Here is a 16,400-nt window from a genome sequence, read left to right as displayed (position 1 = left end):
TAAAATACGGCCATCGGGATATGATTCACCATCGTAGGAATTCTCATGTTTGAAGAGTAAGAAAGAAGAATTCTCTTAATTGGTGATCTGCATCGGCTACCAAAAACTCGGATTTTCAAGCTTTAATTTGGGTGATTTTTCTCTGTAAAATGATGGGGCTTATCGGCATGCACCTCCGTGCTGATCGGTGGAATGCCGCGCGGGTGGGGGCACCGCTGAAATTTAACAGTTTCTGAAATTCCCGGTATTTTTGCGCGGAATGCATGAGGGAGAAAAACGTTGTGGCGCCAGAATTGCCATCGGACGCTTATTATCTAATTTTGACGGTGGAATTCTCAGTTCGGTGAGCATGTACATACAGGTCGCTTAAATGCTCACCTCAAGCTTTAAGCCAAAATGCTTTACATGGCTTTATGGATATGAGTGGTCATGTGGATTCCGTTCATTTTTGAAACGGCAGCTTTATAATTTCAACTGAAAAAAGTAGCTGAAATTTAATCCTCGACATCCAGCATTCGAGGTTTGCGTGATGATGAGCCACTGCTAAAACTGTTGGTCGCAGGATCGAATATGTCAGTTTTTGATTTTGGTATATGGGTTCTTGCATGAGCGGCATTTTCGAACCGCTTGCGTGCGACTCCGGGCGTCAGGCAGCCGAGTTGCGTCTGGCCGACCTGGAACTGCTGTTGGCGCAGCGCCAAACGCAGATCGAGGATTTGCAGCAGCGTGAAGGTCTGCTGCACGAGCGCCGTGACGCTCAGCAGCACAACCAGACGTTACAGCAGGATCTGCAAGCGCTGCGGGTCAAGGCCGAGCAGGAGCGCGTGGCGCAGGAGAGCTATATCCGGGGTGTGGAGGATCGTGCGCACCGCGAGGTCGACCGCGCCCGGGAGGAGGGTAAGGTCATTACCGCCCAATTCAAGGAAGCCGGGCGGCATGTCGAACAGTTGCAACGGCGACTGGAGTCGCTTCAAACCGAGCTCAACCAAACGCTACAACGCGTCGCGGCTCAGCAGGCTCGTGCCGATACGCTGGAGCAACAACTGACGCAACTACGCCTGGCTGCGGCGACCAAGCGTAAGCCAAGGTCCCGAAAACCCGCGGCGTCAATGTCCGATCCCTGAGGGTGAAGTCGGCATCCGCGCGTCGATACGGTGCAAGTCGATGCAGTAGGTTGTACGCTCCCGACCAAGGGCTGCAACCGGCCGATTCTGTTGAAAAAGTCGACCATGGTTTCCGCAGCAGAAAAGTATGCGTCCGAGATTGAAATCTTTACTTTCGGCAGAGGCTTCCGGACTCAGATTTCACGTAGCAGTGTGCAAAAAAAGGCGTTTTAACCAGTCAATGACCAGGCTGTTTGGGCGAACCGACTTTTTCAACAGAATCGGCCAGAAGCAGACGTTCAATGTGACAAAGAGGGGGCAGTATCTTGCTCTCATTTGCATATAGCGCAGCAGACAACAAAAAATTCATTCCTGTGCGTGGTCGCCCTACATCAGCCTTTAACTGGTGCCCCGAAACCTGCACAATTGCCGGCTTTTTTCGCGACAGGAAGTCCGACCATGCAACGGATTGTAATTCTGGGTAATGCCGGTAGCGGCAAATCTACCTTCGCCCGCGCCCTTGGCATGCGCCTTGGCTTGCCCGTGGTGCACTTGGACACACTGTTCTGGGAGCCCGACTGGGTCGAACCCGACGCTGAACAATTTCGCGCTCGGGTCAGCGAAGCGATCGCACCGGCTGCGTGGATCTGTGAAGGCAACTATGCCAGGCGTACATTCGACCTTCGCCTGCCCCGTGCCGACTTGATCATCTGGCTCGATACGCGGCGGCTCACCTGTTTCACCCGGGTGATCATGCGCAGCATAACGAACCGCCCTCGCCCTGACCTTGCAGCAGGCTGTACAGAGAAGATCGACCGGGCGTTCCTGACCTTTCTGAATTTCGTGTGGAATTTCGATCGTGGCTATCGTCCAGGCATCGAGGCGGTGCGCTTGGCCATAGGCCCGCAAATTCCTACGGTGCATTTGCGTGGTACCCGGCAGATTGCCGCATTTCTCGACAGCTTGCCTGCAACGCCTGAGACCTGTCCTGAATAGATGGACAGCGGCACTCGCAAGCCACGCTCAATGAAGTGGCAAGGCAGCTGAACAGCCGTCCTCGGTAAACACTTAACTACGAAACGCCCGCTGAACGATTTAGCCAATCTGTTGCGTCGACCGGTTGAATCCACAGCCAAGAGCGGTCATTGGATTCTCCATGCACTGCGTAGTCTCCCCCTCTGAGAAGGATGTCAGCGAAGCCTACAACTATCGGTAAGTGAGGGGCGGCTTGTGCTGCGGTAGGCGGCGTGGATCGCACCGCCTGAAAGCGCCAGGCGAAAGGCGTGATGCCTTCGCAGCGGGTGAAAATATGGCAGAAGTGCGCCTGATCGCAGAAGCCGCATTCCAGGCCAATTTGCGTCAGGGTCAGTTTTGTCTTCTCGATCAGTTGCTTGGCCCGGGCGATGCGCTGGCAACGAATCCAGTCCTGCGGCGACAGGCCCGTGCTGCACTTGAAGGTGCGGGAGAAATGACTGCGGGACAACGCGCAGGCCCGTGCCAGTTCGGTGACTTCCAGGTGTTCGCTCAGGCGGTCGAGGATCAATTGCTTGACCAGGCTTTCCCGCCAGGGAGTGAGGCCTCCAGTGGTGGCTTTTCGCTTTTGCGTGGCTGACGCGCAGGTGGTGTTGTGCTGAACATGGGCCATGACAAATGTCCGTGTCGGTGGGAATGTGCTGGCGCACTGCACGGTGGATCAGGGAATTATTCAGGTTTGGGAAAGTCGACGGTGGTGTCGTTGATTCGGTTGAACACGTTGGTAAATGTGATAACCGAGATCGCTAATCCAATGTGAACAATTTCTTCACCGCTATATCCAGTTTCCAGCAGCGCCTGTACTTGCGCTTCCGGCAGAGTGCCAGGTAGTAGACAAATGTAACGAGCGCATCTTGCTTGCTATCACCTGTTGCTTGGCCTTCGCGTATCCGATGCATCGCGTCAGGCGACAGTCCGACCAGTTTTCCGACCATGCTGTGGGCAGCAACACAATAATCGCAGCCCGCAAGCTCACTGATGACAAGCTTGATGGTTTCCTGGTCCGGCTTACTCAGAGGCCCCTCGGAGAGCACTTTATCGGCAGCAAGCATCGCTTGGAGCGCAGCAGGAGCGAGGGTTGCGAGAGCCGCGTAAGCATTGGGAACTTTATCCAGCGTTTTTTAATACTTGCGTAGTTCTCGGCAGTAGCGCCAGTTGCCTGATCCGCTGGAACCGATGTGAAACGAGCCATTGATAAGTCTCCAGAACTGAACGCTTTTGATCAGGCATCGGTCATGCTGGCATCCACGAAAGCCCCAATGTGCCTGGCGGCAGTGCGCGGATACTGCAGTTGTGGACCATGTCCGGAGCTTGGAAAAGTGACGAGGTGCAGCGTTGGTAACTGGTCGTTAAGGGCGTACCAGTTCTCTACGGGGAAGACGATGTCGTGATCGGCGCCAAGATGCAGAACCGGAACGGCAGTCGTTTTAAGGACATGAAGCACGGCGTCAACCGGGAAGACCGGGTTTTTCGGACCATCGCCCAACTGTGCTCCAGCCCATTCATGTGCAACCTCCGGACTGGCGTCATCCCTTCTCGAGGCTAACCGGTTCCACGAGCGCTCTGCTGCGGCTCTGCTGGAAGCTGACGAGGGTTCGAAAAACAAGCTGACGAAATCTTCGAAGTCGTTATCCCGCTTGGCCAGATCATAAAAAGCTGCTCACCCGATTTGGCGAGATTGCCTGGCGGTGTCGTTGCAATAAGGACCAGGTGGCTCAGGATTTGAGGCGCTTGGGCGAGCACAATTTGTGCTGCTACACCGCCAACCGACCAGCCTGCGAGGACCACTTTACCCAACTTCAGGGCTGTGATCAGTTCGATGGTGTCCTTGGCCAATGAGGCTGGGTTATAGGTTCTTTCACCGGTCGATCGCCCCAGACCGCTGTAGTCGAAAATAGTGACCTGAAAACCTTGTTGTACCAGGCTATCGAGAAACATTGGATCCCAGGATTCCATTGTTCCGCGGAATCTAACGCAGAGTACGAGCGGCGTTCCGTGCCCGAATGTACGGTAGGCCAGAGTCCTGCCGTTGATTTCCAGATAGTGGGTCGGCGCATGAAAACTTACGGATTGTTCAGTCATAGCGGCTTACTCTCAGTTGCTCAACACTCGAATGACCAGCTGCTCGGAAGTGTGCGAAATGGCCTGTTAATTCGGTTACGCGTAGGATGTGATCCGGTCACTCCATTCGTCGTATCAACCATGTTCGATTCTGCTTGGTAGGCCCATCGTGCATCGCGTTGACTAGAATTAATACGACATTTAGGGGCATGTTTTCGGACATGACACCCGACGGAGTGGAAATGCATAGAATCGGTTACTTCTTGACGGAAGGTTTCCAGATCATGGCCCTTGGCACCCAGTCGGTGTTCGAGTTCGCCAACGTAGTAGCCAAGGAACAGGTCTACCAAGTCACCAATTACTCGTTGACTGGCGGGGTAGTCACCTCCTCGATTGGTGCCTCGGTCAACACCCTGAAAGCCACCTGCGAGTCGCAAGCAGATACGTGGATGGTGCCCGGAATCGTTGATCCCCTTGCCCGTGACAGTACTGTCGAGGAGCTGAACTTCGTCAAGACCGCTGTCGCCGGGGCGCAGCGCGTTGGAGGGATGTGCAGCGGTGCGTTCGTACTCGCAGAAGCTGGCCTGCTCGAGGGCAGGCGGGTAACGACTCACTGGGCCTATGCAGGTGCCCTCAAGCAGCGATTCCCAAATACCCACGTAGAGCCTGATCACATTTTTATCAATGACGGATCCATCTGGACGTCAGCCGGGCTCTCTGCGGCGATGGATCTAGTGCTGGGTATGGTCGAGAAGGACCTGGGACATAAAGTTGCGAACCGTGTCGCTCGTGTCCTTGTCATGTATCACCGCAGGTCGGGCGGTCAGTCTCAGCATTCGCAAATGCTCAAAATAGCGCCAAAGTCCGATCGGGTTCAGACCGCGCTTGATCACGCTCGGGCCAATCTTGCCGATGATTTGAGCGCGGAAGTGCTGGCGAAGGTCGTCCACCTCAGTGAACGGCAGTTCAGACGCGTTTTTCTCTTTGAAACTGGCTTGTCACCGGCAAAAGCGGTGGAACAACTGCGCCTGGAGACCGCCAGGAATATGATTCAGCGTGGTCGTCACTCGCTGGAAATCATCGCCAGAGAAACAGGGTTTCGAGATCGCCGCCATCTGCGTGAGGTATTTATCCGTAAGCTGGGGGTCTCCCCACAATCTTTCAGGCGTGAAGCGAGAGAAGGCGATGCAGGTGAATAATACAAAGCAGCAGTCAGTGCAGGTATCGCGGTAAATGCCCTGACGGTAGCACAGCAGACGTCCTCGCTATCAGCTTCGTGCTTGCTCAATAGCGTAGTGGATGGAGACGTTTTTATTTTTTGCACACGCTGGGGAAAGAAACCGTCATTCAACAGCGCGCCGGCTCCCCGTTTAAATTGCCAGGTCGATTTTCAGGTCGCTTAAACAATGACCGACACATTCCAAGGCAGCTGTCTCTGCCGCGAAGTGAGATACGAAGTCAAATCACGACTCAAAACGCTTTCCCATTGCCATTGCAGTCAATGTCGCAAAGGCCATGGGGCTGCGTTTACAGCTATGGTTGCGTGCCGCGCGTTGATTCGCATCCAAGGCTTCAAGGGAGGCTCAATTTTCCTGCAATGCAGTTGTATCGCTGGAGTGATAGCCACCTCCCAGCGCCTTGATCAGGGCTATTTCGCTTTCCAGCCGCTGCCCCTGCAACAAGGCAAGGCCGCTATGTTCGGCCAGCAACGGCAGGTTCGACTCAAGCGCTGTAACCCGGTCCAGCAGACCGCGCTGGTAGTGCGCCGTGGCGCTATCGCGATTGAAACGCATATTGCCGATGCGCGATTGCTGCAGTTGCTCCTGGGTTTCCAACCCCTGCTGCTTGCTGCCGGCCACGGCGACATCGCGCACGGCGTCGAGTACGGCCTGGTTGTACTGATACACCAGGCCATTGCTCAAGCTACGGGCGGTGGCCAGTTCGGCATTGAGGCGGCCGCCGTCGAAGATCGGCAGGGTCAGCCCCGGGATCAGGTTGATCTGCCGGCTGCCATGGGCCCACAAATCGCCCATGTGCAGGGCGTCGGCGCCGAAGAAGGCTTTGATATCGAAACTTGGGTAGAAGGCCGCCTTGGCCGCGTCGATGTTCGAATAGGAGGCTTGCACCAGCCATCGCAGAGCCTGGAGGTCCGGTCGCCTTGCCAGCAGTTCGTAGCCCAGGCTATCGGGCACCCCATAAACGTGTTCCGGTAACGAGCGCGGTGCCAGCGGCAAGGTGACGTCGGCCCCCACGCCGAGCAGCGCGCGCATGGCCTCGCGCAGTTGCCATACCTGGCTGCGCAGGGAAACAACCTGGCGATCGATCAGTGCCTGATTGCTCAACGCCTGCTGTTTCAGCGTCTGCGACTCCAGACCCCGCTCGATGCGTGCCTGGTGCGCGGCCAGCACCTCGGCAGTGATGGCCGACATGTGTTGCAAGTCGTCGAGTAGCTGCTGAGCTGTCTGGATCTGGAAATACAGCATGGCCACATTGCTCGATACCTCCAGTTCGACCCAGGCTTCTTCAGCCTGACGCGCATTGTGTACGCCCAGGGCGGCGTCGACCTGAGCCCGTTGGCGCCCCCAGAGATCCAGTTGGTAGACGCCGCCGAGACCCACCACACCCTCGGTGTACCAAGGGCCGGTGAGCCCGATGGCCGGCTCATTCTGCGCGAATGGCCCGAGGAAGCCGTTGGCCGAGACGTGTTGGCGGTTGACCAGCGCGACCAACTGGACTTGCACGCCCATCAAGGATTTCACGGTGTCGGCCTGGGCCCGGGCCTGGTCGATATGGCTGCGGGCAATCGCAATGCCGGGAGCTTGGGCGAGGGCCATCTCAATCAGTTGGTTCAGTTGGGGATCTTCGTATCGCTTCCACCAGCTCGACTCGGGCCAACCCTCGCGGGTCAGGTGCAGGTCGTCAGCCAGACGTAGTTCAGCCGGGTCCCGTAGCGGTGCCAGGCTGCCTTCTTCGCGGATCAATGCGCAGCCACCCAATAACAGGCACAGGCCGAGTAGCCATGCGCAATGAACGTGTCTGTTCATGGGCTCGGCTCCGAGAGGGCACCCTGCTCAAAGTGTCGCCAGTCTGGTAGCGAATCCAGCAGCTGGTGCAGCGTGCGCAGGTCACGCAGCAGGGCTTCGGCGTTCGCGCCGCTCCCAGCCATCGAAATGTCGAGCGTAGGCAAAGTCTCCAATTTCGTATCCCGCGATTGCAGGTGTACGGCATAGCTCTCCAGCCAGGCGCCCATTTCCTGTTGCAGCTCGTCCAGCCAATGCTGCGTTGGCGTCGGGAGCTGCGCTTCGAGTGCCACCCGATTACGTTGCAATTGGTCAGTCAGCAGGAGGACCTCCCGCGCCTTTGCCAGCAGCGTCTGGGTGAACAGTGTCAGCTCCTCATGTTCGCCCTGATACCAACCAGGCTCCAGGGCTACCCGAGCAAGCATGGCCTCGGACTCGGCGAGCTGGCGCCAACTGCGCAGGCTTTGTCCGTGCAGGCGGTCAGATGTATCTCCCGATTCAAGTGTCGGCGAGCGCAGCAGCGTAGCGATCTCGCGCAGGGCTTCAGCCAGGCGTCGGCGCAGGCTGTCGCCCTCGCTTTCTGGCCAGAGCACGCCATGCACCAGGGTGCTGACCAGCACACCGAGCAGGATACCCACCATCCGGTCGCGGATCTCCGTAAGGTCGATGCTCGGGCCAAATTGTTCGAGTAGGGCTAGCGCGAAGCAAAACATGATCTGCAGACCGGCGTAGCTGATGCGTTCGGAGCCCGCAGCCACCCATGCACCGAGGGCGATCACCGGCAGGCTCATCGCCAGCAGGCCAACCAGTGTCTCGATGTGCGGGACAACGAAGACGATACACAGCAGTGCCAGCGCGCTGCCCACCAGGCAGCCGCCGATCCGCAACAAGCCCTTTTGGGTCGAGGCGCCGAGACTGGGCAAGGCAATGATGACGCAAGTCAGCATCACCGTGTGGATGCCCGGCCAGTCCGCACCGTTGTAGAACACGTAGCAGATCAGAGTGGCCAGCCAGGTCTTGAAGGCGAAGCGCAGGTAATTGGGGTTGCTGAAAGCATCGCTCACCAGCAAGGGGGCCTTGGCCGTCGGAGCAGCGGATGGCGTGGCATGTTCGGCAACGGCCAAGGCGCGCAAGGTATCGCGCATTTCTTCCAGTGCAGGGGGGGCCAGTATGCGTTGCAAGGCCTCACTGCTCAGCACGGGTGGCTGCGACAGGGTATCGGCGTCGATGGCGGCGGCCAGGGCCGCGCAATCCTGGCGCAACGCAGACAGGGCCTCGGTGTCGTCACAATTGGACACCAGCGCCGCCGCCGCGTACAAACGGGAAACACAGGTGATCAACGCCAGTTGTTCGATCTCCCGGGTGTCATTCCCAGGGGCGCGCATGCTGGCGAATTTCAGTAGTTTGTGCAGGCTGAGCACCCCCTGCTGGACTTCCACTGCGCCGATCCGCGCAGTTTCCAGATGCCCCTCACCCAACGCGGCCAGGCGCCTGTCGACTTGTGTCAGTTGCCTGCGCATCGTTTCGCGCAATTGCCGCTGGGGCTCTTTGGGCAACAACAAGGTGTTCACCAGCAAGGTCACCAGGGTCGGGTAGACCACCGCCATCCACACCCACAGGCAACCGCGCAACAGCAGTTCCGGTTGTGCAATGAGGTCCACCAGGCTCTGCACGTAAATGGTGACGATGGCCACCACGAAGAACAGCGGTCCGAGGCGTGTTGCGCGCATGGCGAACACACTGACGAGGAACACCACGCTCGCGCAGAGGATGCGCAGCAACGGGTAGCCGTAGGTGAACTTGAGCAGGAGGATGGCAATGCCGATGGCGATGGTCGCACTGACGATGAACAGGATGCCGGCCATGCGCGTCAGCACCAGGTTACTTTGGCTGACGAAAAACACCAGGATCAGCGACAGCGCCAGCAGCGGCACTTCTAGGCTCATGGAGAGGATGATCACCAGTGCGCAGGACATCAGGTTACGGAACAGTGCGTTGCCACGTCCCGGAAAGGGTGAAAGCTCTGCGTCAAGGAAGCGCCAGAAGCGTTGCTCCCACGTTAGCGCAGCACTCATTGCGGCGAGCCCTCATCCTGACCGGCATGAATCAACGCCACGGCCGATGCGCCGATGCGGAACAGATTCGGATCGGGTTTGTCGACGCGGATGCGTACCGGAAAACGCTGTGCCACTCGCACCCAGTTGATGGTCCGCGCGACCTTCGGCAACCCTGCGGCCTGGGCGCCGCCGTCATCAGGGAACACGCCGAAACCAATGGAATCGACTGTGCCGCTGAAGGTGCGGCCACTGTCGCTCATCAGGTAGAGGGTGCTGTGGCTGCCCTTGTGAATCTTGTCCAGTTCGGTCTCGCGGAAGTTCGCCACCACGTACCAGCGACGTGTGTCGATCAGGCTGAAAAGGGGATGGCCGGCGGCAGCGAACTGACCATTGGAGGTGGTCAAACCGACAATGAGCCCGTCGAAGGGCGCGCGTACCACACTGTGTTCCACGTCCAGTTCGGCGCGGGCTATCTCCGCCTGTATTACTGCGCGTTTGCTCACCAGCGCATCGACGCCGCTGACCGCGGCGGCAGCTTGTTTGGCCTGTAGCAGCGCCGCGTTTAATTCGGCACGAGCGCTCTTGGCGGCAGTACGGGCCTGGTCTACCTGCTCCTCGGAGACATAGCCAGGTGACAACAAGGGCTCCATTCGCCGCAGTGTGTCGGCGCTCTGTGCGGCGGCGGCCTTGGCTCGTTCGACACTGGCCTTCACCGCTTCGGAGTTGAACTGTTGGGCATCAACCTGACGCTGGCTCAGGATGATTTCCTTGTTCAGCGCTTGCAGCGAGGCTTGAGCCTGGTCCAGCACGTCCTGATACACCCGCACGTCGATGCGCAGGAGTACGTCTCCCTCTTTCACCTGTTGGTTCTCGCGCACGGGCAGTTCTTCGATGCTGCCGCTCACCTCGGGTGTGACGTTAATGGTGTCGGCATACACGTAGGCATCATCGGTACGTGGAGTGGTGTCCAACCGCCAGACCACCCACAGCAGCATCACCAGCGTCAACCCGACCAATACGAGAACGATCAAACGACGAGGCAGTTTGTTCACAGCGGATTCGCTCATGATGCTAGTCCCCGGTCAATTCTGGAAAAACAGCAGCCAGGTGCTCATCGACAACAACGCGGTCAAAACTGGATAGGTCAGAACCGACGGAGCCAGCCAGGTTGCGAAACCTAGCCGTGCAAGCAGTACCTGAAGCAGAAAGGCCAGCAGCATGCCGGCGAGGATGCAGAACAGACAGTCGGGGAAGTAGGCACCTAGAACGGGTATCGAAGGGGCATTGGAGCAGCCCGACAGCGAGGCAATCAGCAATAGTGCCAACACGTTGTGTTTACGGCTCATTTGAGCTTCCACCCCATTGCAAAGCGGCAATTGGTCGATGCTGTCTACACGACCCAGGACTGTCACAGCACCTAGTGTCCCGATCGCTTAATTCATTAGCTTATTTTTCATCGCGCTCAGCTTTGCCATATGTACCGAGCTGATGATGGCCTCTGCCGTCTTGTTCCATTTGAACGGCTTGGCCGAATGCTCGTTGTGAGCCGTTATGAATTGGCGGATCGCAGCTTTCAGGTCAGTAACGCTGGAGAAGACACCTCGATACAACGCCCGTCTCTCCAACTGCGAAAACCAGCCTTCCACTGCGTTCAGCCAAGACGCGCTGGTCGGTGTGAAGTGCAACTTGAAGCGCGGATGTTTTCCAGCCAGGCCTTGATCGCAGCGGTTTTATGGGTCGAACTGTTGTCCAGAATCACATGGAGATCCAGCTCGGCAGGCGTGTTGCTGTCAATCTGTCGCAGAAAATCCAAGAACTCTTTGGCCCGGTGCCGCTGGGTGATCCGGCCCATAACTTCACCCGTCATGATGTCAAACGCGGCGTACAGGCTTGCCGTGCCATGGCGCTTGTAATCATGGGTTCGCCGCTCGATCTGCCCGGGCCGAAGTTGCAGCATCGGCTGAGTACGGTCCAGCGCCTGGATCTGGGTTTTCTCGTCAACCGAGAGCACCATGGCGTTGTCCGGAGGGCTCAGATAGAGCCCGACCACATCAATGACCTTTTCGGCGAAGTGCGGATCATTGCTGATCTTGAATGTCTTCAGCCGGTGCGGTTTGAGATCGGACGCAGCCCAGATTTGTCGAACTTGCCAGGTGGTAACGCGCGCGTATTTGGCCATCAACCGAACGCTCCAATGCGTTGCTTCCTTGGGAACCCGCTGAGTTGTCAGGGTCAGGATTTCTTTGACTTTCTCAGCACCCAGCTTCAGGGGCTGACCGCTACGCGGCAGGTCGCTCAGGCCCTCGATGCCGGACTCAAGGTAGCGCTTTCGCCACTTGAACACCGTCGGTGAAGTGATCTGTAACTGCCCACAGATGGCCATGGGCGTCACCCCCTTCAGCGAGTAAAAGGAGTATCCGCGCCCGCTGGCCGAGGCTTTGCTCCAGCGTACTCATGCGCAACCAACCTTGAAGCGTAATGACGTCGGCGGCTTGCAGTGCAAAAGGAGCAATTGGTCGAGGCATGCGTGGAACCATCTCGGGCGAGGGGGCACACAGTATATCTTTACACGTTAGTAAATGAACCAGCCGCTCGAGACACTAGAATACCAATGGCTGCACTTCTGATGGTTGAACCTGGCTGAATCTGCTGGTCTATTAAGTACGTAGCGACGGCGTCCATGCCTACGCTATGATTTCCATACTCAGTCGCGAATGAAGGCCAGCAAGTCAGCATTGATCTGTTCCGCATTGGTGGTAGGCATGCCGTGGGGAAAGCCCGGATACGTCTTGAGCGTTGCGTGCTTCAACAGCTTGGCGGACAGTGGAGCAGAGTCGGCAAACGGGACGATCTGGTCGTCCTCTCCATGCATGACCAGTGTGGGGACTTGGATGGCCTTCAGATCCTCAGTGAAATCGGTCTCGGAAAAAGCCTTGATGCAGTCGTAATGCGCTTTGGCACCGCCCATCATGCCTTGGCGCCACCAATTGTCGATGACGCCTTGGGAGACTTTGGCGCCGGGGCGATTGAAGCCATAGAAAGGCCCCGCCGGTACATCGACGTAAAACTGAGCGCGGCTAGCGACCAGTGCTGCCCGGAATCCATCGAACACCTCCAGAGGCAGACCGCCGGGGTTTTTCTCCGATTTGACCATGATCGGCGGGACGGCGCTGATCAGTACGGCTTTAGCTACGCGTCCGGGTTTGGCCCGAGCCGTGTAGCGCGCCACCTCGCCACCACCGGTGGAGTGGCCTACATGAATGGCACCCTTGAGGTCGAGCGCATCGGTCAGTTCGATAACGTCGGCAGTATAGGTGTCCATTTCGTTACCTTCCCAGGTTTGGGTCGAGCGCCCGTGCCCACGGCGGTCGTGAGCGATTACACGATAACCCTTGAGCAGGAAGAACATCATCTGATTGTCCCAGTCGTCGGCGCTCAATGGCCAGCCATGATGAAACACGATGGGCGTTGCGTCCTTCGGACCCCAGTCTTTGTAGAAAATCTCGGAGCCGTCTTTGGTAGTAATTGAGTTCATGACTTGTACTCCTTCGTGACCTGGTTTGGGTAAGGTTGTAGCTTGCTTGTTAGCGGCCTGCGTCAACTCTGAAAAGCTGGAAAGCGGTATCAACAAACCTGCGGCGACGACAGCTGAACTCGTCAGTATGGCCCGACGCTGGAGATCTATTTCTCGAATGGAATCTTTCATTGGCGATTTGATCCCTGATGAAAATTGAGGGAAGGAATCTCGAATCTCATGAGGTTCCAACGGGTTACGCTTTCTACTGGGTAGAGCAGCGGTTGAAAAATGTGATGATTGCGCCGGTCGATCAAAACGATCTCGACGTCGGCATGCCGCAACGCGCGTGCTGCGGCAATAGCGGCAAGCCCCCGTCGACGATGACGATCCGCGGTTTCTGCGCATTCATGATTCGGCGTCATTCTTACTGAACGGACAACCTGCGCGTTCCAGAGCAGCCTGCCGACCCTTCCAGCCACCCGTGCGGTAAGCAACCGAGACCTCGTACACACCGCGACGCGCAGCAAGGACGGGATCATCCGACGGCTCGATACCGTCGGTTAACCGCGTGGGATCGTGCATCATCACCGGATCGCCGATCTCTTCGATGGTGGTCGTTCGAACGATCTTGAGTTGCCCAATGCGTACGCGCGGGCGATCCTCGGGCCACGGTGCATTCGGGTCGTCCTTTGGGTCACCTGCGCCCGCAAGTTGCAAGACAAGATTGAAAATCACCGGTGCCTTGCGCAGCCGCGCTTCGAGTTCCTCGAAGAGATAGGACGGCGCTTGCTTTTGCAGTTCGTCCAACGTCTGGCCGACAACGCCAGCCTCGGGCTCCCAGTGATAGCGCGCGTATTGCGGCTCATCCGCAGCGTTCACAAAGCGGAAGGCATGGAGCATGTGAAACGCTGTCTGGGCGAAGCTGACGGATGCCGGCAGGTCTTTGGCGAGCTGGACCGCGTGCGCGACCCAAGGACGGGCGGTGAGGAACGGCCCGATCCGGTTGGGATCCGGCTGGCCGGTTTCGGGATCAGGTCGAACGGCCTCGAGAAACTCCAGTGTTTCTTCGGGCGTTCGCGCAAAAAACAGCGGGATCGGCAGGGAGACCAAATCTGTCAGGGTGCCATCGGGAAGATAAAAACGTACCGCCATCGAGGCCGTCGTAGCCGGCCCCCAGGGATTCCCCGACCGGCTGTTCGAGTAGCGCACTGTCACCGGGACGGAGTCACCCTGCAGGTGCACGGCTCTACTGATTTTTCCCGCCTCGGGGGTGGCCGTGAATACACCTGCGTAATAGCGGCCCGAGGCATGCACATCCCGATAGCCGGGATGAAACCCCTGAAAATCCTGGTGGATCATCTCTACTAACTTCGCGGACAGGCGGTACTGTCCGTGATTGACGTAGTTGTTCATGTTCGCTCCTTAGGATGGTTTCAACTGGCGGCAGAGTCCAGCAGGACATCGAGCGCCTTCTGCGTCTTCAATGCCTTCCACACTTCCCGGACGGGCGCCGCCGGATACGCGCTGTAGAAGCCGACTGCCGTGACTTGCTGGCTTACGACCCAGTCGTTGATGCTCGGACTGTGGATGCCGGGATAGCCGACAAATTCGTTAAAGAGCAGGTCGATCTCCTCTGGAATGAGAGTGCCGAAGTCGCCCATGTAGGAATCCCAGGTTCCGTCAAAGGTGGAGGCGAATATGACCCGGGTGTCGTTGTCAAAAATGACGAACCGCAGGTCGTGCACTGTACCGATGCGATCCGTATTCTTTTGGCGCTCGCCTGTGAATCCATCGGCGAGGAGCTTGCGCATTCGTTCCGCACCTCCTGGCTTGAGCTTGCAGATCAGTGTGAACTCGTTCGATTGCCCTGCCTTCGTGCCGGGCCGAGCTACGGTTACGGTCGTCGTATTAGTCATCGCAGTCTCCTATGGGTTTACTGTTTCTGGTCTAACTATTGGTTCTCGTCGTCCAGTGCGGCCATCCACTTCAATGCACGCAGGCCGGGCATGAAGCAGTATTCGCCACCGCGGACGGCAACGAACTGCGGTAGCCCGTGAAGGCGACGACGGATGGGGTGCCTAGGAATGGTGAAAATCCCTTCACCTGCGCTATTGCCCACGATCGGGTCCTGTTCATTTGCGTGAGCGATGAAGTTGCCGTCGGTCATCCATTGCGATTGCACGAACTCGAATTGCCGCTTCAGGTGCGCTCCGATCAACAGGAAAACGCCGCCGCGTTCCGCACCGTCATCTTCGAGCACACCTTCCGGCAGCGCAGGGCCGTAATTCGTGCCTCGACGCAGGAAGTGGTGGAGATTCGTGGCGACGAGCTCGTTCTTCAGCGCGTCGCGGGGATTCACACGCCGGACGTGCGCACTGAAGGGGCACTTCAAGCCCTGCATGTCATCTTCGTAGCTGAAGCAGTCATTGCGCTGGGCATCTGCGCCCAGCGTGGCATCATCTCGCTCGGGAGCGAGAACCAGCGGCGCACCGCTGCGCCATCTGCCGACCATCTTTGCGGCGATCAACTCCTGTTCTTCGGCCGATGCGGCGTGCTCTGCCAGGTACTTTCGAAACTCGGCGACCCTGGTGTGAAACTTGCGAAAGGCCAGAAACGTACCGTTTCGTCGCAACACTTCGGGCTCTGGACCCGTCGCTGTCTCACCCACCTCGTCTGGATAACCCAGGATGAACTCGCCGGCCTTGAGCGAAGGTCCATAACCCGGGTGTGCGCGGGCGCCACTGCCTTCGACGTGAGGGTTGTGGAGTCCGTCCTTGAACCCAAACGGATTGCGCCCGTCAGGAAGTTCACTGAACTTCAAGCGATAGACAACTTTTACTGCAGGCAGGTCATGATGGCTCTGCCTCGCCAGCTCCAGCACCGTCTCGAGACTTTCGCTGTCTTTCGAATAGATCGCCAGCGCAACATGCATATCCGCCGTGCCGAACGGATATTCCCAGTTGGCCGGCGCGTTGCCCCCAACGTCATTCAGAACTGCTGCTCGCGCCGCCATCCCTTCGCGGAATTCCACAGGGAAACTGTCCAGTGACGTCTGGGGCACTCCCAGCGCCTTGATACCTTGAAAGGTGAAGGCGATGCCTACCCACGCGGGGAGCATGGGAGTCCACCAGTCGTTCGCCGGCGCCACATGGGGGATGATGCGGCGGAGCATCTCACGGCCCTGCGCGGCATCGTCGATGCGCAGTATCACGTACTCTCCCTTATATGGAGAGGGGCGCGGGCGCAGGACTGTTGCCTGTATGTCGCTCACTTCGAGCGCGATGGCATCGCTTTTCGCCATGGTTGCTTCAACTTGTGTGTTCATTTCGACAGGCTCTCGTTGGAGCGACGAAGCGGGTGATTGGCAAATTCAGTAGTGACCCCATCAGCCTAGCTCAAGGTTTATGACGATAATGGGATTGAACCCCGCACGCACACCAACACCCACAGCACTCTCGATGATGAAGTTTCGGCATCGCCGAGGCCAGCGGCACCTTTTAGAACAATCCATCATGTCTCCAAGGTTTAGAGTCATACACACGCATGGACCATTCTCCCGAGATACATCGTTTCGGCCAACTGAGTGGATAAGACCCGGGTTGTCCGTTTT

14 protein-coding genes and 4 pseudogenes are annotated in these 16,400 nt (G+C 57.7%); 5 read left to right on the top strand and 13 right to left on the bottom strand.

All coding sequences use genetic code 11. The features are described from left to right. Window positions 1-638: 638 nt before the first annotated feature. A pseudogene (locus RS887_RS21440) lies at window positions 639-1,124 on the top strand (plasmid replication region); the annotation flags it as partial. Between the two features lie 438 nt (window positions 1,125-1,562). Beyond that, window positions 1,563-2,099 (top strand): AAA family ATPase, encoded by a 537-nt coding sequence (locus tag RS887_RS21435; RefSeq protein ID WP_322616931.1) that lies wholly within the window; start codon window positions 1,563-1,565, stop codon window positions 2,097-2,099. 247 nt (window positions 2,100-2,346) lie between these two features. Here RS887_RS21435 and RS887_RS21430 read toward each other — a convergent pair. The 4 genes and pseudogenes from RS887_RS21430 to RS887_RS21415 all read right to left on the bottom strand — a co-directional run. Further along, window positions 2,347-2,748 (bottom strand): annotated as a pseudogene (locus RS887_RS21430) (helix-turn-helix domain-containing protein); the annotation flags it as partial. 133 nt (window positions 2,749-2,881) lie between these two features. Then, a complete protein-coding gene (locus RS887_RS21425; RefSeq protein ID WP_322616930.1) occupies window positions 2,882-3,187 on the bottom strand; it encodes a carboxymuconolactone decarboxylase family protein in 306 nt (101 codons plus the stop codon). 170 nt (window positions 3,188-3,357) lie between these two features. Continuing rightward, window positions 3,358-3,621, bottom strand: a complete 264-nt coding sequence (locus RS887_RS21420; protein WP_322616929.1) for an alpha/beta hydrolase — start codon at window positions 3,619-3,621, stop codon at window positions 3,358-3,360. 56 nt (window positions 3,622-3,677) lie between these two features. Continuing rightward, a complete protein-coding gene (locus RS887_RS21415) occupies window positions 3,678-4,217 on the bottom strand; it encodes an alpha/beta hydrolase (RefSeq protein ID WP_322616928.1) in 540 nt (179 codons plus the stop codon). 221 nt (window positions 4,218-4,438) lie between these two features. On the opposite strand from RS887_RS21415, the gene RS887_RS21410 reads away from it, so the two are divergent. Both RS887_RS21410 and RS887_RS21405 read left to right on the top strand, forming a co-directional pair. Beyond that, window positions 4,439-5,395: a GlxA family transcriptional regulator gene (locus RS887_RS21410; protein WP_322616927.1), complete on the top strand. Its 957-nt coding sequence runs from the start codon at window positions 4,439-4,441 to the stop codon at window positions 5,393-5,395. A gap of 207 nt (window positions 5,396-5,602) precedes the next feature. Then, window positions 5,603-5,754, top strand: a pseudogene (locus tag RS887_RS21405) (GFA family protein); the annotation flags it as partial. Window positions 5,755-5,779: 25 nt separating this feature from the next. Here RS887_RS21405 and RS887_RS21400 read toward each other — a convergent pair. The 6 genes and pseudogenes from RS887_RS21400 to RS887_RS21375 form a co-directional block, all read right to left on the bottom strand. Then, complete coding sequence (locus RS887_RS21400; protein WP_322616926.1) at window positions 5,780-7,240, bottom strand: efflux transporter outer membrane subunit; 1,461 nt, start codon at window positions 7,238-7,240, stop codon at window positions 5,780-5,782. Then, window positions 7,237-9,291, bottom strand: a complete 2,055-nt coding sequence (locus RS887_RS21395) for an FUSC family protein (protein WP_322616925.1) — start codon at window positions 9,289-9,291, stop codon at window positions 7,237-7,239. Before RS887_RS21395 ends, RS887_RS21400 begins: the two co-directional genes overlap by 4 nt. After that, on the bottom strand, window positions 9,288-10,340 hold the full coding sequence (gene mdtN, locus RS887_RS21390) for a multidrug transporter subunit MdtN (protein ID WP_322616924.1): 1,053 nt from the start codon (window positions 10,338-10,340) through the stop codon (window positions 9,288-9,290). Before mdtN ends, RS887_RS21395 begins: the two co-directional genes overlap by 4 nt. A 15-nt stretch (window positions 10,341-10,355) precedes the next feature. Next, complete coding sequence (locus tag RS887_RS21385) at window positions 10,356-10,619, bottom strand: YtcA family lipoprotein (protein ID WP_322616923.1); 264 nt, start codon at window positions 10,617-10,619, stop codon at window positions 10,356-10,358. Between the two features lie 87 nt (window positions 10,620-10,706). Next, window positions 10,707-11,798: pseudogene (locus RS887_RS21380) on the bottom strand (IS630 family transposase). A gap of 179 nt (window positions 11,799-11,977) precedes the next feature. Continuing rightward, window positions 11,978-12,808, bottom strand: a complete 831-nt coding sequence (locus RS887_RS21375; protein ID WP_322616922.1) for an alpha/beta hydrolase — start codon at window positions 12,806-12,808, stop codon at window positions 11,978-11,980. Window positions 12,809-12,996: 188 nt separating this feature from the next. Between RS887_RS21375 and RS887_RS21370 the strand changes: the two genes are divergently transcribed. After that, the gene (locus RS887_RS21370; protein WP_322616921.1) at window positions 12,997-13,221 is read left to right on the top strand and encodes a hypothetical protein; all 225 of its coding nucleotides are present in this window, start codon (window positions 12,997-12,999) and stop codon (window positions 13,219-13,221) included. Here the strand turns inward: RS887_RS21370 and RS887_RS21365 are convergent. From RS887_RS21365 to RS887_RS21355, 3 genes are read right to left on the bottom strand one after another with little or no spacing between them, the layout of a single operon-like run. Beyond that, window positions 13,196-14,203, bottom strand: a complete 1,008-nt coding sequence (locus tag RS887_RS21365) for a catalase family peroxidase (protein ID WP_322616920.1) — start codon at window positions 14,201-14,203, stop codon at window positions 13,196-13,198. The genes RS887_RS21370 and RS887_RS21365 overlap by 26 nt on opposite strands. Before the next feature lie 20 nt (window positions 14,204-14,223). Continuing rightward, window positions 14,224-14,706: a hypothetical protein gene (locus RS887_RS21360; RefSeq protein ID WP_322616919.1), complete on the bottom strand. Its 483-nt coding sequence runs from the start codon at window positions 14,704-14,706 to the stop codon at window positions 14,224-14,226. A 35-nt stretch (window positions 14,707-14,741) separates the two neighbouring features. Next, window positions 14,742-16,115 (bottom strand): Dyp-type peroxidase, encoded by a 1,374-nt coding sequence (locus tag RS887_RS21355; RefSeq protein ID WP_322616918.1) that lies wholly within the window; start codon window positions 16,113-16,115, stop codon window positions 14,742-14,744. Window positions 16,116-16,400 lie beyond the last annotated feature (285 nt).

This window comes from Pseudomonas sp. BIC9C (genome assembly GCF_034541995.1).
Taxonomy (GTDB): Bacteria; Pseudomonadota; Gammaproteobacteria; order Pseudomonadales; family Pseudomonadaceae; genus Aquipseudomonas; species Aquipseudomonas fluorescens_CC.
The sequence above is the reverse complement of the archived record's forward strand: the minus strand, read 5'-3'. Positions and strand labels throughout refer to the sequence as shown.

Excerpts from the sequence above, each read along its gene's own strand:
- RS887_RS21370 (WP_322616921.1), top strand. The coding sequence starts at position 12,997 with ATGAAAATTGAGGGAAGGAATCTCGAATCTCATGAGGTTCCAACGGGT.
- mdtN (WP_322616924.1), bottom strand. The coding sequence starts at position 10,340 with ATGAGCGAATCCGCTGTGAACAAACTGCCTCGTCGTTTGATCGTTCTC.
- RS887_RS21355 (WP_322616918.1), bottom strand. The coding sequence starts at position 16,115 with ATGAACACACAAGTTGAAGCAACCATGGCGAAAAGCGATGCCATCGCG.
- RS887_RS21435 (WP_322616931.1), top strand. The coding sequence starts at position 1,563 with ATGCAACGGATTGTAATTCTGGGTAATGCCGGTAGCGGCAAATCTACC.
- RS887_RS21375 (WP_322616922.1), bottom strand. The coding sequence starts at position 12,808 with ATGAACTCAATTACTACCAAAGACGGCTCCGAGATTTTCTACAAAGAC.
- RS887_RS21410 (WP_322616927.1), top strand. The coding sequence starts at position 4,439 with ATGCATAGAATCGGTTACTTCTTGACGGAAGGTTTCCAGATCATGGCC.
- RS887_RS21395 (WP_322616925.1), bottom strand. The coding sequence starts at position 9,291 with ATGAGTGCTGCGCTAACGTGGGAGCAACGCTTCTGGCGCTTCCTTGAC.
- RS887_RS21365 (WP_322616920.1), bottom strand. The coding sequence starts at position 14,203 with ATGAACAACTACGTCAATCACGGACAGTACCGCCTGTCCGCGAAGTTA.
- RS887_RS21425 (WP_322616930.1), bottom strand. The coding sequence starts at position 3,187 with ATGCTTGCTGCCGATAAAGTGCTCTCCGAGGGGCCTCTGAGTAAGCCG.
- RS887_RS21400 (WP_322616926.1), bottom strand. The coding sequence starts at position 7,240 with ATGAACAGACACGTTCATTGCGCATGGCTACTCGGCCTGTGCCTGTTA.
- RS887_RS21385 (WP_322616923.1), bottom strand. The coding sequence starts at position 10,619 with ATGAGCCGTAAACACAACGTGTTGGCACTATTGCTGATTGCCTCGCTG.
- RS887_RS21415 (WP_322616928.1), bottom strand. The coding sequence starts at position 4,217 with ATGACTGAACAATCCGTAAGTTTTCATGCGCCGACCCACTATCTGGAA.
- RS887_RS21360 (WP_322616919.1), bottom strand. The coding sequence starts at position 14,706 with ATGACTAATACGACGACCGTAACCGTAGCTCGGCCCGGCACGAAGGCA.